This window comes from Photorhabdus sp. RM96S (assembly GCF_042879335.1).
Lineage (GTDB): Bacteria > Pseudomonadota > Gammaproteobacteria > Enterobacterales > Enterobacteriaceae > Photorhabdus > Photorhabdus kayaii.
In genome coordinates this window covers 48176-63603 of record NZ_JBHFKT010000019.1, presented here as the reverse complement: position 1 = coordinate 63603, position 15428 = coordinate 48176, and the positions used below count along the sequence as shown (strand labels likewise).

General features: G+C 40.8%; 12 protein-coding genes and 2 pseudogenes. 8 read left to right on the top strand and 6 right to left on the bottom strand.

The window, feature by feature from the left end:
* The gene (gene fdnG, locus ACGF49_RS13060; protein ID WP_387491329.1) at positions 1–3048 is read right to left on the bottom strand and encodes a formate dehydrogenase-N subunit alpha; all 3048 of its coding nucleotides are present in this window, start codon (positions 3046–3048) and stop codon (positions 1–3) included.
* Between the two features lie 181 nt (positions 3049–3229).
* Between fdnG and fdhD the strand changes: the two genes are divergently transcribed.
* The 3 genes from fdhD to ACGF49_RS13045 all read left to right on the top strand — a co-directional run bounded on the left by fdhD (position 3230) and on the right by ACGF49_RS13045 (position 7137).
* The gene (fdhD, locus tag ACGF49_RS13055; RefSeq protein ID WP_271866835.1) at positions 3230–4060 is read left to right on the top strand and encodes a formate dehydrogenase accessory sulfurtransferase FdhD; all 831 of its coding nucleotides are present in this window, start codon (positions 3230–3232) and stop codon (positions 4058–4060) included.
* An 891-nt stretch (positions 4061–4951) separates the two neighbouring features.
* A complete protein-coding gene (locus tag ACGF49_RS13050; protein ID WP_262977976.1) occupies positions 4952–5872 on the top strand; it encodes a carbohydrate kinase family protein in 921 nt (306 codons plus the stop codon).
* 47 nt (positions 5873–5919) lie between these two features.
* Positions 5920–7137, top strand: a complete 1218-nt coding sequence (locus tag ACGF49_RS13045) for an MFS transporter (protein WP_262977975.1) — start codon at positions 5920–5922, stop codon at positions 7135–7137.
* A gap of 245 nt (positions 7138–7382) precedes the next feature.
* Here the strand turns inward: ACGF49_RS13045 and ACGF49_RS13040 are convergent, their stop codons facing one another.
* On the bottom strand, positions 7383–8858 hold the full coding sequence (locus ACGF49_RS13040; RefSeq protein WP_113041827.1) for a DNA translocase FtsK: 1476 nt from the start codon (positions 8856–8858) through the stop codon (positions 7383–7385).
* A 311-nt stretch (positions 8859–9169) separates the two neighbouring features.
* Between ACGF49_RS13040 and ACGF49_RS13035 the strand changes: the two genes are divergently transcribed.
* Complete coding sequence (locus ACGF49_RS13035) at positions 9170–10120, top strand: hypothetical protein (protein WP_113041826.1); 951 nt, start codon at positions 9170–9172, stop codon at positions 10118–10120.
* A 27-nt stretch (positions 10121–10147) separates the two neighbouring features.
* Here ACGF49_RS13035 and ACGF49_RS13030 read toward each other — a convergent pair.
* Together ACGF49_RS13030 and ACGF49_RS13025 are read right to left on the bottom strand one after the other, a co-directional pair.
* Positions 10148–10291, bottom strand: a pseudogene (locus ACGF49_RS13030) (type II toxin-antitoxin system death-on-curing family toxin); the annotation flags it as partial.
* Between the two features lie 101 nt (positions 10292–10392).
* Positions 10393–10557, bottom strand: coding sequence for a type II toxin-antitoxin system Phd/YefM family antitoxin (locus tag ACGF49_RS13025; RefSeq protein WP_113041824.1), 165 nt, complete (start codon positions 10555–10557; stop codon positions 10393–10395).
* A gap of 313 nt (positions 10558–10870) precedes the next feature.
* Between ACGF49_RS13025 and ACGF49_RS13020 the strand changes: the two are divergent.
* Positions 10871–11803, top strand: a pseudogene (locus tag ACGF49_RS13020) (site-specific DNA-methyltransferase); the annotation flags it as partial.
* A 13-nt stretch (positions 11804–11816) separates the two neighbouring features.
* On the top strand, positions 11817–12095 hold the full coding sequence (locus tag ACGF49_RS13015; protein ID WP_113041823.1) for an ATP-binding protein: 279 nt from the start codon (positions 11817–11819) through the stop codon (positions 12093–12095).
* A 225-nt stretch (positions 12096–12320) separates the two neighbouring features.
* On the opposite strand, the gene ACGF49_RS13010 is transcribed toward ACGF49_RS13015, so the two are convergent.
* Entirely contained in the window at positions 12321–13184 is an 864-nt protein-coding gene (locus ACGF49_RS13010; protein WP_113041822.1) for a YicC/YloC family endoribonuclease, read from the bottom strand.
* Between the two features lie 126 nt (positions 13185–13310).
* Here ACGF49_RS13010 and rph point away from each other — a divergent pair, with 126 nt between their 5' ends.
* Both rph and pyrE read left to right on the top strand, forming a co-directional pair.
* Positions 13311–14039: a ribonuclease PH gene (rph, locus tag ACGF49_RS13005; RefSeq protein ID WP_113041821.1), complete on the top strand. Its 729-nt coding sequence runs from the start codon at positions 13311–13313 to the stop codon at positions 14037–14039.
* 84 nt (positions 14040–14123) lie between these two features.
* Positions 14124–14765 (top strand): orotate phosphoribosyltransferase, encoded by a 642-nt coding sequence (gene pyrE, locus ACGF49_RS13000; RefSeq protein ID WP_113041820.1) that lies wholly within the window; start codon positions 14124–14126, stop codon positions 14763–14765.
* Between the two features lie 60 nt (positions 14766–14825).
* On the opposite strand, the gene slmA is transcribed toward pyrE, so the two are convergent.
* Positions 14826–15425, bottom strand: a complete 600-nt coding sequence (gene slmA, locus ACGF49_RS12995; protein ID WP_112877832.1) for a nucleoid occlusion factor SlmA — start codon at positions 15423–15425, stop codon at positions 14826–14828.
* Positions 15426–15428 lie beyond the last annotated feature (3 nt).

The following is a 15428-nucleotide window of genomic DNA, read 5'->3' as shown; positions in this document are numbered from 1 at the left end:
TTACACCTTTTCTATATTAACCAGGAACGCTTTGAACTCAGGCGTTTGTGTGTTCGCATCACCAACAAATGGTGTCAACGTATTGGCAATAAAGCCTTTCTTCGCAGCCCCTTCAAAGCCCCAATGAATCGGAATACCGATAGTATCTACTTCACGACCGTGTACATTCAGGGTACGAATACGTTTGGTGACAACCGCTTTCGCTTTGATGTAACCACGATTAGAGCTAACTTTGACGGTATCACCGTGTTTGATGCCTTTCTTTTCCGCCAGTTTTTCACCGATTTCCACAAACTGTTCAGGTTGGATAATCGAGTTCAACAATGCATGTTTTGTCCAATAGTGGAAATGCTCCGTCAAGCGGTAAGTCGTTCCTACATAAGGGAATTTATCTGCCTTACCCATTGCTTCAAAGTCGCTTTTGAACACTCGGGCTGCTGGGTTGGATACCACATTCGGATGCAACGGATTGGTCCCCAATGGTGTTTCAAAAGGCTCATAGTGTTCAGGGAATGGCCCTTCAGCCATCTTATCAATAGCAAACAGACGTGCCATACCTTCCGGTTGCATGATAAAGGGACCAACATCCGTTTCCGGCGCAGCCACGCTGTAGTCAGCAGTATCGACACCACCCCACTTAATACCATCCCACGTCAGTAACTGACGTTTTGGGTCCCACGGTTTACCCTGCGGATCAGCAGATGCGCGATTGTACAGAATACGACGGTTTAACGGCCATGCCCATGCCCAACCTAGCGTATTACCCAATCCTGATGGATCAGCGTTATCACGACGGGCCATCTGGTTACCTTCCGGCGTCCAGCTTCCGGCAAAGATCCAACAACCACTGGCGGTAGTGCCATCATCACGTAGCTGCGCAAAAGAGGTTAATTGCTGACCTTGTTTCACGATGACGTTGCCATCAATATCAATCAGATCAACCAGCGCCCGGCCATTACTCTCTTGAGCCACCTCTTCTGATGTGGGGTTGTGCGGGTTGAAATAATCCCAAGTCATGTTCAGTACCGGCTCTGGTGATGAACCACCTTCAGCGCGGTACATATCCCGCATACGTTTGAAGATGCCGGAAAGGATCTCGCCATCACCGATGGCTTCTCCCGGCGCATCAGCCCCTTTCCAGTGCCATTGCAACCAGCGACCAGAGTTAACAATTGAACCGTTTTCCTCTGCAAAACAGCAACACGGTAGGCGGAAAACTTCTGTCTGAATTTTGGATGAATCGACTTCGTTAAATTCACCGTGGTTCTGCCAGAAAGTTGAAGTTTCAGTATTAAGCGGATCGATCGTGATCAGGAATTTCAGTTTCGACAGTGCATCAACGACTTTATTTTTATTCGGGAAAGAAGCTACCGGGTTAAAGCCCTGACAAATATAGCCATTCACTTCACCTTTCGACATCATGTCAAAAAATTGCAGAACATCATAACCTTTGTCCCACTTCGGCAGCCAGTCAAAACCCCAGTCGTTATCTTTACGGGCATTATCTCCGTAGAAACTCTTCATCAGACTGATAAAGAATTTTGGGTAGTTACCCCAATAGTTAACTTGACCCGGCCGCATTGGTTTTGGTGTATTTGCTTGGAGATAAGTTTGCAAATCAGCCTGTTTCTCTGAGGGGAGCGTCAGATATCCCGGCAAGCTTTGCGACAATAACCCCAAATCAGTTAATCCCTGAATATTCGAGTGACCACGCAATGCATTAACCCCGCCACCTGCCATCCCCATATTGCCCAACAGTAGCTGGATTATTGCCATAGTTCGGATGTTTTGCGCACCCACTGAGTGTTGAGTCCAACCCAGTGCGTACAGGAAAGAAGCGGTCTTATCCTTAACACAAGTTTCTGCAATATATTCACAGACTTTCAGGAAATCCTCTTTTGGCGTACCGCAAATATTACTGACGACATCGGGCGTGTAACGACTAACATGCTCTTTTAATAAATTCCATACACAACGTGGATGTTTAAGTGAGACATCACGTTGAGCAAAGCCGTTTTCATCCAGTGCATAGTTCCAACTGGTTTTGTCGTATTGACGTTTTTCTGCATCGTAACCGCTGAACAGGCCATCATCGAACGAGTAATCTTCACGCACGATCAGACTGGCGTTGGTATACGCCTCAACATATTCATGATTAATCTTATCGTTGGTCAATAGGTATAAAATGACACCTGACAAGAAGGCAATATCAGTACCAGAACGGATTGGAGTATAGAAATCCGCCACAGATGCTGTACGGGTAAAACGCGGATCAATCACGATTAACTTAGCGTTATTATGGATTTTCGCTTCTATTGCCCAACGGAATCCCACTGGATGCGCTTCGGCAGCGTTACCACCCATAACGACGATCAGATTCGCGTTCTTGATATCAACCCAATGGTTGGTCATCGCACCGCGACCAAATGTTGGAGCAAGACTTGCTACCGTTGGTCCGTGTCAGACACGTGCTTGGTTGTCTACGGCGAGTATGCCGAGAGCGCGACTAAATTTTTGCGATAGATAACCTGTTTCGTTACTGGCAGCAGATGCACACAGCATACCGGTCGTCAGCCAACGATTGACTGTTACACCCTCTTGATTGGTTTTAATGAAATTAGCATCACGGTCTGCTTTCATTAGTTTGGCAATGCGATCAAATGCCTCATCCCAAGTAATACGTTGCCATTTGTCAGAACCTGCTGCACGGTATTCTGGGTATTTCAGGCGGCTTTCGCTATGAATAAAATCCACCAAGCCAGCCCCTTTAGGACAGAGTGCACCACGGTTTACCGGGTGATCAGGATCACCTTCAATATGGAAAATAGTTGCTTTCGCATTTTTTGCGCCATCGCCAAGGCTGTACATCAACAGCCCACAGCCGACAGAACAGTATGTACAGGTATTTCGGGTTTCACGTGCACGCAACAATTTATAATTACGTGTTTGTGCAAGGGCTGCGGTTGGTGAAAAGCCCAATGCTGCCACCGTCGTACCTGCCATACCGCCAGCGCAGATCTTAAAGAACTGCCTTCTGCTGACTTGCATGGGAATCTCCTCACTCACATTGTTTTAAACAATACCCATTCCATCATGGGAAAAATTTCAAATGTGTTCTTTCTTATTAAAACCACTTTCCGTAGCGGGATCAGATTTATTGCCTGACAAATAGTATAGACTCTTTTTTCCGCACAATTATTGTGCCGTAACACTATTAGGAACTCATCTAATGTATAACGTAAAATCAGGGAAGTTGTTACCATTTGGTGTGATTGAGGGTGCAAAAAGAACGAACGTGCAACAAAAACACTATCCCGACATATTAAAAGCTGATTGGATTGCAGAAGAAGTTCCTGTTGCTTTAGTTTATAACGGTATTTCGCATGTTGTGATGATGGCAAGTCCCAAAGATCTCGAATATTTTGCTATTGGGTTTTCACTTTCCGAAGGCATCATTGAATCTCAACATGAGATTCGTGGTATTGATATTGTCGCTCATTGTAGCGGTGGAATTGAGTTGCAAATAGAACTTTCTAGCCGCCGTTTTGCGGGTTTGAAAGAGCGCAGACGTAATCTGGCGGGACGAACAGGTTGCGGTATCTGTGGAACAGAACAACTTTCTGATATTTTTCGCCCGATCACCCCGTTGCCTTTCACTCAAACCTTTTCATTAAGCCAGCTTGATCATGCTCTCTCCCAACTGACTAGCGTCCAAGATATCGGTGCATTAACAGGTTGCACTCATGCAGCAAGTTGGATCAATCCAGAAGGTAAATTATTGGGCGGATGTGAGGATGTAGGTCGGCACGTTGCACTGGACAAGATGCTAGGCATGAAGGCAAAAACAGGCTGGCAGCAAGGCGCTGTTCTGGTATCCAGCCGCGCCAGTTATGAAATGGTACAAAAATCAGCCACCTGTGGGGTTGAGATTTTATTGGCTGTTTCAGCAGCAACTTCATTGGCGGTAGAAATCGCTGACCGATGTCATTTAACCTTGGTTGGTTTTTGTAAACCCGGAAAAGCGACGATTTATACCCATGCTGAGAGATTAATAAGTTAAGTGAGCCAGAAATATGCAGTATCAAGAGTTCCCATATTCCTCGCTGTTGATTTAAGATGAAAAGTTTATTTTCATCTTAAATCAACAGCGATTGTCTCAATAATGCTAAATCACGCATGCAAGTTGTGAAACATCCATAAGTTGGGTTCAATGTAATGAGCCATTTGTTGTTGTATATCCACCTCTAGCGGCACTATACCCGTCATCTTTCAAGTTGCCTCTTTGTTGGCTGCACTCGCTCACCCCGGTCACATAGTTACCTATGCTCCCGGGGATTCACTCCCTTGCCGTCGCGATGCATCTTGAAATCCATTGGGTATATTTATGGACATAAATAGATAATATGTTTTAAGTAATTGTTACTAATAACTAAATAAATTTTATATTTTAATTAATTTCTTAACTTAAATTTTTATTTATCTTACACTGATAACATGCCGTTGAAAATACAATAAAATCGACTCACTGTGTATCCCTGTAGGGCTATTTTATTTGCTGTTGTTTATTATAAAAGTATGTTTGGGAAGTAATCGGATAAAAATGTTGGCTTTTTCATTCATTTTGGTTTTCTTCATGAGGCTAATTTCATGAATACATAAATTTTTTCCATGAGTTTTCATATAGCTTGACAACAATGGTTACGTGTCATTGTTTCATACAGAGATTGTCATCGCTCTATGACCGATAAATTGGAGATCAATCACGTTGGTATCACATAATTGATACAGGTTAACTTTTATTGAACCCGATTAATGTTAAAGTATAAGTATTTCTTATGTATGTAAATTCGGCAATAATTGCTGCAAGTTTTCATTCCTAAGCGATTTATCTGTTTCTTTTCCAATTTGATATGACTATGGCTGATATTTAGGCCGGTAAGGGGAGAGCCTGATGGCGGGTTTACTACCGATTACTGTAATTGGTGCGGCGGCGGGAGATATTATTCTTAGTTTGCCGAGGCTTCCCCGGAGTGGAGCAGATCAGGAAGCTAAAGAAATTGATCGGCAGATTGGTGGTTCTGGTTTTAATGTTGCTCGGGCTTTGGTTCGCCTACAAATCCCTGTGATTAATGGTATACCGGTTGGTAATGGATACTGGGGGGAGCAGATCACCAAAGAGATGCAAGACCTTGGGCTTGAGGTCACATTGACCCATTCATCTCTTGATAATGGTTGGTGTTTGGCAATGGTTGAACCGGACGGTGAAAGAAGTTTTGTCTCCGTAAGTGGTTGTGAAGTTGACTGGAGTACGGCAATGCTCTCTTCTATTGTTTTGCCGGAAAGGGGGTATATCTACTCCAGTGGTTATGTTATGGCGAGTAAATCGACGGCGATTTTGTGTAATTGGTTACTGGCGTCACCATACGGGCAAACGTTATTACTGGATTTTGGCCCACGTTTACCAGAAATAGATTCCGCTTTTCTTAATGCATTACCTGCTGACCGGACCATGCTGACATTGAACCGTGATGAAGTTGCTATATTGTGCGGAGAAGGTGATCCTGTCGCCCAAGCTAGCCGTTATTCCAGCGAAAGAAACATCACTATTATCTGCCGGTTAGGTTCACAGGGTACGTGGATATGTCTGCCTTATCGTGAGCCAGAATATGTTGCTGCTTATAAAGTGAAAGTGATGGATACCATCGGCGCTGGTGATGCCCATAGTAGTGGCATGCTTGCGGGATTATCTCAGGGAATGTCGTTGAGAGATGCTGTTGAACTTGGTAATCGTGTTGCTGCTATTGTCGTCAACCGTTCTGGTGCTGCTGGTGCACCAACAATAAAAGAACTAGAGGAGTTTGTGTTTGAATAATTATTTTCAGACTCTGCACCTCTTAGGTTTTAAGGGGCGTAGTTAAAATGAGTGCATTACTTCCAGGTTGGAAACGCAAAACGGCTTTATTTTTATCAGCTCAAACAATTTCTTTGCTAGGTTCTTCCATTGTCCAGTTCTCTATCGTCTGGTATATCACCCTGAGTACTTCATCGGGAGAAATGCTGGCTATTTCGGTACTCTGCGCATTTCTTCCTCAGGTATTGATCTCTTTATTTGCGGGGGTTTGGGCGGATACTTACAACCGTAAGCTGCTCAGTATTGCCTCTGATGCGTTAATTGCATTAGTCACTCTTGGTTTGGCAATCTCTTTTATGTTCGGATTTAAGAGCATTGAGTTGTTATTTGTCGCACTGATTGTCCGCTCGTTCGGGACGGGCATCCAGATGCCGGCTGTTAATGCTATTATTCCGCAACTCGTGCCGAAAGATAAATTGCTGCGGGTCAATGGTATTAATACTTCTTTGACTTCACTGATGATGTTGGCATCTCCTGCTATCAGTGGCTTTTTATATTCTCAAACTTCAATGGAAAATATTTTTTTAGTAGACGTAACGACTGCTATTATCGGCATCAGCATTGTTGCGTTTATCCCTATTCCTAAAATTGCTTCTGATTCCATGCCGGATAATAAATTTCAGGCAATCTTAGCGGGTTTCCGTTATCTGCAAGAGAATAAATTAATCAGAAATCTTTTGATTTTTCTGATTTGTGTCTGCTTTTTGATTAGTCCGGCTGCATTTTTGACACCTTTATTAGTTAATAGAACATTTGGGGAAGAGCCGTGGCGTTTAGCCATTAATGAAATGACATTTAGTGCTGGCGCGGTTTTAGGTGGATTGCTGATTTCTTTCTGGGGTGAGTATAAAAATAAAATGCGTATAACGGCGATAGCTTGCGCGTTTTTTGGCATATTTATGATCGCTCTTGGTAATGCCTATTGGTTCCCACTTTATTTAGTACTCAATGTCTTTTTAGGTGTGGTAACACCTTGTTTTAACGCACCGATAACAGCGGTTTTTCAGGAAAGAGTCGAACCTGAGATGATGGGCAGGGTATTTAGTTTAGTTCAGATCGCTTTGTCTTGCTCTCTGCCATTAGGAATGGTGCTGTTTGGCCCAATTGCTGACTATATTAGTATTCAATCTCTTTTAATGGTATCTGGTGGATTGATATTACTGACTGGCGCGCTGTTTTTTATGTTTAACGGAGAAGGCAGCCGAGAAAGTAGCAGCGTAGTTTAATCAGGCTTAATGTTGCCTAGTTATGCGATAAGCGCAGCGCCGTGAATGGGTTTCCATATGTCGATTCTATCGACATATGGCTAGTACATGTCGAAATTTTTCGATTTTATCGACATGAAACCTTTACGTGTCGATAAAAATAGGAAATATAAACATGACACGCAAATGCACCTTTTAATGCTATTACTGGCATACAACGATAAAAGGCTAAACGTAATTTGTAGAAGTAACTTGTTCTTTGTTTTTTATGATGGTGGAACTAGTACTTTCCGGTTGCCATTACTATCAGGCATACTGATGATACCAATGGTTTCCATTTGTTCAATAATACGTGCCGCTCTGTTATAGCCAATCCGGAATTGACGTTGGACTTCAGATATTGATGCTCGTTGCTTTTCTATGACAAAAACGACAGCCTGCTCAAATAGTGAATCAAGCTCTTCATCCTCAAACTCCGGTGCTCCATAATCATTCGCAGAAGTAATCTTAATATATTGAGGTTGGCTATATTTTTGCCACTCTTGTACTATAGAGTGTATTTCCTGTTCATGAACTAAAGCACCGTGTAAACGAAGCGGCTCAATCAAGTGAGGCGCCACGTAAAGCATGTCTCCTACAGGCAGCAATTCAGCGCCATTCTGGCCTGAGATAATATGTGAATCAGTTTTGTCGAATACCGAAAAAGCAATCCGTGTGGGGATGTTACTTTTAATCAGGTTGGTTATGATATCAACTGAGATATATCGGGTAGCAAGCACTAGATGAATACCAGCAATATGAGCTTGTTGAGTGAGGGATACGATCAATGCTTCGGCTTCTTTACCCACTTTAAGCATCAAATCGGAAAATTCATCGATAACAACAATAATATTGGGTTGTTGCATCAACATTGATGATGTCGTATCTGTTCCATCAGAGGGGATCCAGAAAGGATTAGGGATAGGATGTCCCAGATCTATTGCTTGTTGTACACGCTGGTTATACTCAATTAGGCTACGTACGCCAAGTGCTGATATCAGTTTATAACGCCACTTCATCTCATTGAGGCACCAGTGTAACGCGTGAACAGCTTCTTCCGTATTGCTAATGACTCTTGTTAGTGAATGGGGTAGTTTTTCGTAAACCGAAAGTTCCAACATGTTCGTATCAATCATGATAAAGCGAACGTCTATAGGAGTGGCTTTGTACAGTAGGCTAAGAATCATGGCATGAATAAACGTAGACTTCCCCGATCCTGTAGCTCCCCCAATTAATAAGTGTTGCATATCAGTTAGAGTTGTAATGACGGGGTTTCCAGAAATATCTTTGCCCAAAGCTATTGCCAGATGAGAATCGATTTCTTTAAATTGAGCGTAATCTAATACAGTACGTAAGTAGATGGTATCACGACAATTTCTAAGCACATTTAAGCCAATATAGGGTGTCCCTGGTATGATTGGCACAATCTGTATAGTAGATGCAGAGAGTGAGCGTGTTATATCGTGAGATAAATTAATAACCTGGGAAACTTTAACGCCGGGTGCTGGAAGTAAATCAAAATGAATATACGCTGGTCCTGGAGATATATTTTCTACATGAACCATGATGTCATAAGCAGCCAGACATGATTCTATTAATTCAGCCATTTTAGCTAGTTCTAAACTGGCTACCTGAGGCACACTTATAGGCGGAGAGAGTAATAAATCAAATGTTGGAAATTTATTTATCATAGTGTTAGGCATAAATTCCTCTGTTCTGACATCTAGGAGACTTTACTCTAATCTAGAGAGCATTCAAGATATTGTGTTGCTTAAAAGTTTCTTACAATAAGTATAGTCACTTCGTCGGTATAGCATTAAAAATAAGTAGCTACTGCGACAATAGTAAATTTTAACAGCGTAACTAATTGATATTTATTAATTATGTTAATTATTCATTATTTTTGTACTTAGGGAAGTGAGGGGGAGTTTTTTTAGATAAGAGAAACACTATAGATTTTTTAACTGATTGGGGGTAACTTATCAGAATGATTATAATGCGATGGTGATAAAATATGTCTTTGGATGTGGCTTATAGCATTGAATTAAATGAGTATATCGACCCTGATCGAGCTTATGATTTGTATTGGTCTGGATTAATTACTAATAAAAAATTATTTATGTGTCCTGGCGAAGATTGTCTTGCACAGGTTACTTGCGCGAATCTTGATGAAGATATGCAGAACATGCGTGTAGTTCCTCATTATCGCATTTATGGTAAACATCATCCTAATTGTGAAATAGAGAGAAAAGTTCCTCTTAAAATATTAAGTGTCATTGAAAATGCTAAGCAAGGAGAGAAAAAGACACTTGATCAGTCGATAGTTGATTCTTTTATACTTCACCGGCCGGATAGTTATTATGAATCTAAGAAGAAGGATGATACTAAAAGTCATGGGAATAAGCAGAATAAATATCTATCAAAGTCATACGCTCTTAATCTGAAAGAAATCGGTAATATAGGGAAAGTCTATTCAGTTAGAACTATCGTAAGTCGTTATATAAGGTATATTAAGGATGATACGTTAATAAATAGGAAGTTGAATATATCTGGAATGGATATACCATATCCTGGGGTGTTTAAATGTATTTGGGAGCAGAAAATAGATTCGTTGCCAGAGTATGGAATTATATATTATGGTTGGGCTTATATTGATAAGTATGAAGGTAAAGGATATCGTATTAAATTTAAAAAAAAGATAAAAAACTCACATGGTGAATTGCTACAAACAACTTGTTTTATATCCCAAAAGCTAATAGATAAATATCATGTAAAAAAACTTGTCATCAAGAGGTTGTCAAAAATAATACAGACACAAAAATCTACAGCATTTGTCTTTATTTATGGTCGGCCTGAAATAGTTAGATCGAAAATCAATAATAAAGAGTATGTTAATTTCTATGTTGATAACTTAGACTATATTGATATTAATGTGGATAATCCTATTCCTAAAAGAAAAGTTTAAATTTAAGTACGGGAAAAACAGGGTTACTTAGCTGAGTGAACCAGTGTTTTCTACCAACTGCCGTAAATGTTGTGCCAGCTGGCTGATGCTTTTTTCACCAGTAGCGACATCTACAGTTAGATTTTCCAGTGTATTGTCGTTATCGAAGATTTGTATGCCATTACGATGAAGTATACAATTGTGGGATGCGATAATTTCCTGAGCATTCACCCAAATCATCGGTAAGTTAACGCCTCTACAGTATACCTATGGCGCTGCATAATGTGATCAAATTAGGTATCCAGTTTAGCATTTCGATAATTCTCATATTCAACTTTGCTAATTACCACAGCGGCGCTGCCGTTTCTGCGGGTGATTTCAACCGGCTCACCGTTGACAGTTGTGTCCAACACAGTTGAAATATTAGCTCTGGCTTGGGTTGATGTGTATGTGCGCATGTTGCTTATCTTGAGGTGTTTGGTTATCAATGTTCACTCTGGAGTAGTGAGATTCTCACAATACAAATCAATGAGATACTGGATATCTACTCCATGCGTTAATGATACGCTTTTGGCAGCTACATGCGGGTATTTGCGGATACGTGATCGCCATAATAATCGGGTTATTCCCCCATAGATAAACCAGGCTAAGAAATTATTGCGGTTTCTTTTGGTGGTATATACCGAATGAACTTCAAGATGCTTGAGTCGTCAGATATAAAAACATTTAAATTCAACAACATAATCGTTTTTCAAACATGCACTTTGAAGTATCTTGAGTATAGATAAGTGGTTTACAAAAAAAATCCAAATAGAACTCAGTGTTATTTATAGAACGATAAAATCGGAGCCGTCTAAATGGGCAAGAAAAATTTTCTGGTTATCAATGAGTAATATGGTCAGAATTGTATGTAATTCGCGGAGTTCAACTTTTAAGTTACATATAAAAACTGACGAAAAAATCGAATTAATTCCTTCTGCATTAGTTGTCTTTAAAAAAAACCTTATTAAAAATATTGAAAACATAAAAGAACAAAAAGAATTACTAAAATCATTAGGAATGATAAAAAGATCAAAATCAGAGAGTAAAGTAGAAATTTGGCATGCTGATACATCAAATCTTTCTAAGAAAACTTCTTTATGCGATTTACTTGTTAGTTCTCCTCCTTATGGTGATAATCATACAACCGTTACTTATGGTCAGTATTCATATCTTCCATTAATGTGGATTGATAGATCTGATATAGATCAATTAAAATTTAATGACCTGCTTGAGAATAAGAGTTCTATTGACTCAAAAAGTTTAGGTGGTTCATTAAAAGATGCGAAAGAAAAATACGAATTCATTAAGAATAAGTCATTATCTTTAGTTGAAACCGTAGAGTTAATAAGTTTAGTTAATGAAAAAAACATAAAGAAATTGATTTCATTTATCTATGACTTAGATAAAGCATTGGACAATACATTGTCTAATCTTAGAAGTAATGCATATATGATATGGACTCTGGGAAATCGCAGAATATCCAATATAGAAATACCATTAGATAAGATCATGAGAGAGCTATTGGAGCATAAAGGTTGCAAATATATTTATCAACTTGATAGGGAAATTCATAATAAAAGAATGGCAAAACGTAATCGTGTTGCTGATACGATGGATAAAGAATTAATTTTAATTATGAGAAAATGTTTAGCTAAAAGCTAACAGGAGTAATTTTATGACCTCAATTGGTTTAAGGTTTGATGGACGAATAATAGACGAACTATCAATTAAGATTCCTTCTAATATATTTGCTCTCAATGAGCTAACAAAGAATTCTTATGATGCCTTTTCAAGGAAGATAGATATAAAGATTGATACTCAAAAGTGTTTATTAACTATTAGTGATGATGGTTTAGGAATGGATTATGAAGATGTTAAAAAATTGTTTCATATTGCTAGTGCTACAGCCGTACTTACTTTTTTCAACAGAAAAGACACCCATAGAAAAGCTTAATTCATGCGGTTTCTCAGAGTTGTGAGCATCAAGGAAAATGCAACTTTCTGGTATCTACGGCTGTAGTACTAGTTTTTGTAGAGAAACCGTCAAGAATGAAGTACACCCCAAGTATGTGCAGTAATGAAATTATATGAGACCTTGTGGTGTTAAAAAAGTCCGCAATTACGCGGACTTAGTGGCAATGGTGAAATGTTATGAGACTTTATGAATTTGTCTGAAACCTTACTCAATATTCTGAATCTGCTCCCTCATCTGCTCGATTAGCACCTTCAATTCAATAGCGGAGTTAGTGATATCGGCGTTGATAGATTTGGAGGCAAGTGTATTAGATTCGCGGTTGAATTCCTGCATCATAAAATCCAGGCGGCGGCCGACCGCTTCTTTTTTCTTTAGAATATTACGGGTTTCTTTGACGTGGGCATCGAGACGATCTAACTCTTCTGCCACATCAAGACGTTGAGCCAGTAAAACTAACTCTTGCTCAAGACGGTTATTTTCGAGCTGTACTTGTGCTTCTTCTAATTTGGTTTGCAGGCGTTCCCGCTGCCATTGCATGATTTCAGGCATTTGTTGGCGAACTTTCCTGACTTCTTCGATCACCGCGTCCAAACGTTGTTCAATCATAATTTTGAGTGCATTGCCTTCGGCTTCACGGCTTTGAATAAAGGCATCCAGTGTTGTATCCAGTTCTTGCAACAATTGAGTGCTGATAGCATCTAAGTCTTGCTCTTCTGCTGCCATAACGCCAGGCCAACGCAGAATATCAACAGGATCGATTTCACCTTCGTTGCTCTGTTGTTTGACCCAGTTCGCTGCATTGACTAGCTGTTTTGCTAAAGTTTCATTCAGGATAAGTTCGCCTTGAGAGCGTGAGTCCAGTTCAAAACGTAAGTTGCACTCAACTTTTCCGCGAGTCAGACGGGAACGAATTCGTTCACGGATCACCGGTTCCAAGCTTCTGAATTGTTCTGGTAGGCGGATATAAGTTTCTAAATAACGCTGATTAACGGAGCGCAGTTCCCAAGCCGCATTTCCCCATTCACTTTTGATATCTCGCCGTGCAAAAGCAGTCATACTACGGATCATGATTCGTTCCCAATTTAAACAAAAGATTAAGAGATTATAACGCTCGTTGTAGATGCAGGATAGGAATTAGCCCTGTTAGGCCGTATAATGCGCCCCCAATAATGATTTAACAACGGAGATAACACTATGCGCCCAACAGGAAGAGCGGCAGAACAAGTGCGTCCTATCACTATAACCCGTCATTATACTAAGCACGCGGAAGGTTCGGTTCTAGTAGAGTTTGGCGATACTAAAGTGTTATGTAATGCCTCCGTTGAAGAAGGCGTTCCTCGTTTCTTGAAAGGTCAGGGGCAGGGCTGGGTGACGGCTGAATATGGCATGTTACCGCGTTCTACTCATACCCGAAATGCCCGTGAAGCAGCTAAAGGCAAACAGGGCGGCCGTACGATGGAAATCCAGCGTTTAATTGCCCGTTCGCTACGCGCCGCTGTTGATCTGAAAAAACTGGGTGAATACACCATTACACTGGATTGTGATGTTATTCAGGCTGATGGCGGTACCCGTACAGCTTCTATTACGGGTGCTTGTGTCGCGCTAGTTGATGCGTTGAATAAAATGGTTGAAGCAGGCAAGCTGAAAGAGAGTCCTCTGAAATCAATGGTTGCTGCGGTCTCTGTTGGCATTGTGGATGGTGAAGGTCGTTGTGATCTGGAATATGTGGAAGATTCCACCGCTGAAACTGATATGAACGTCGTGATGATGGAAGATGGCAGGATGATTGAAGTGCAAGGCACTGCGGAAGGCGAACCATTTAGTCATGATGAGTTGTTATCCTTATTGGCCCTTGCCAAGGGAGGATTAGAGGATATTTTTGATGCGCAGAGAAATGCGTTAAAACAAAATGCATTAAAATAATAAATTGATCAGGCGACGTGATAGTCGCCTTTTTTATGCCTGTTGTATGACGATAACTATGACTCAAAAAGAGGAGAGACACCAATGAAAGCCTATCAGCGCGAATTTATCGAGCTTGCGCTAAAAAAACAGGTACTGAAATTTGGGGAATTTACCCTGAAATCAGGACGTAAAAGCCCGTATTTTTTTAATGCCGGGCTGTTTAATACTGGGCGTGATTTGGCGTTAATCGGGCATTTTTATGCAGCAGCATTGTTGGATAGCGGTATTCAGTGCGATTTGTTATTCGGACCTGCTTACAAGGGTATTCCAATTGCAACGACAACGGCAGTGGCACTGGCAGAGCATCATGATATTGATATGCCATATTGTTTTAACCGTAAAGAAGCTAAAGATCATGGTGAAGGTGGTACTTTGGTTGGTAGCCCACTTAAAGGTAATGTTGTTCTGGTTGATGATGTTATTACCGCAGGTACAGCTATCCGTGAATCGATGGAGATTATCAAGCAGCATAGTGCGACACTTGCCGGCGTGATGATTTGTCTTGATCGTCAGGAACGTGGGAACGGTGAAATCTCGGCAATTCAGGAAGTTGAAAGGGATTATGGTTGCAAAGTGTCTTCTATTATTACCTTGAATGATTTGATTAATTATTTGAGTGGTCAGCCAGAGATGAAAGCTCATCTGGATGCAGTAAAAGCCTATCGTGTGCAGTACGGTATCTGATAGATAAGCTTCAAAAAAAAGCCCTCGCCCAATAACGGGCGGGGTGAGTAGTAGAATAACTTATTGTAGCTGAGCCAGTAATAATGGCCAGCGTGCTTCAAATTCCTGGGTTGGACGATAGTGGAACTCAGAGCGTACAAAACGTGAAAGCATCCCTTCACAAAATGCGAGTAACTGAGAAGCTAATAACGATTCATCATAACTGAAACCTTGCCCATCACGTAATTTTTTCTCTTTTAAAACTTGACGGATCTGTACTTCAATTCGTTCAAATAATTGATTTATGCGCCCTTGCAGCCGGTTTTGTTCAAACATTAGAGCATGACCGGTCATGATGCGGGTCAGACCTGGGTTTTTTTCTGAAAAACCCAAAATCAGGATCAATATCAGGCGAATACGAGTTATGGTATCTTTTTCATCTTGCAGAATCAGGTTAATCCGTGAGATTAATGAATCTTCAATGAACTCTATCAGGCTGTCAAACATCCGGGTTTTACTAGGAAAATGCCGGTATAGGGCAGCTTCGGAAACGCCTACGTTGGCGGCTAGTTTAGCGGTAGTGATTCGATGGCTACCATCACTGGATTGCAACATATGCGCCAGTGCCTGCAAGATCTCCTCGCGTCTGTTTCTTTTCTTTGTATTTTCGTTTTCTGCCATGTC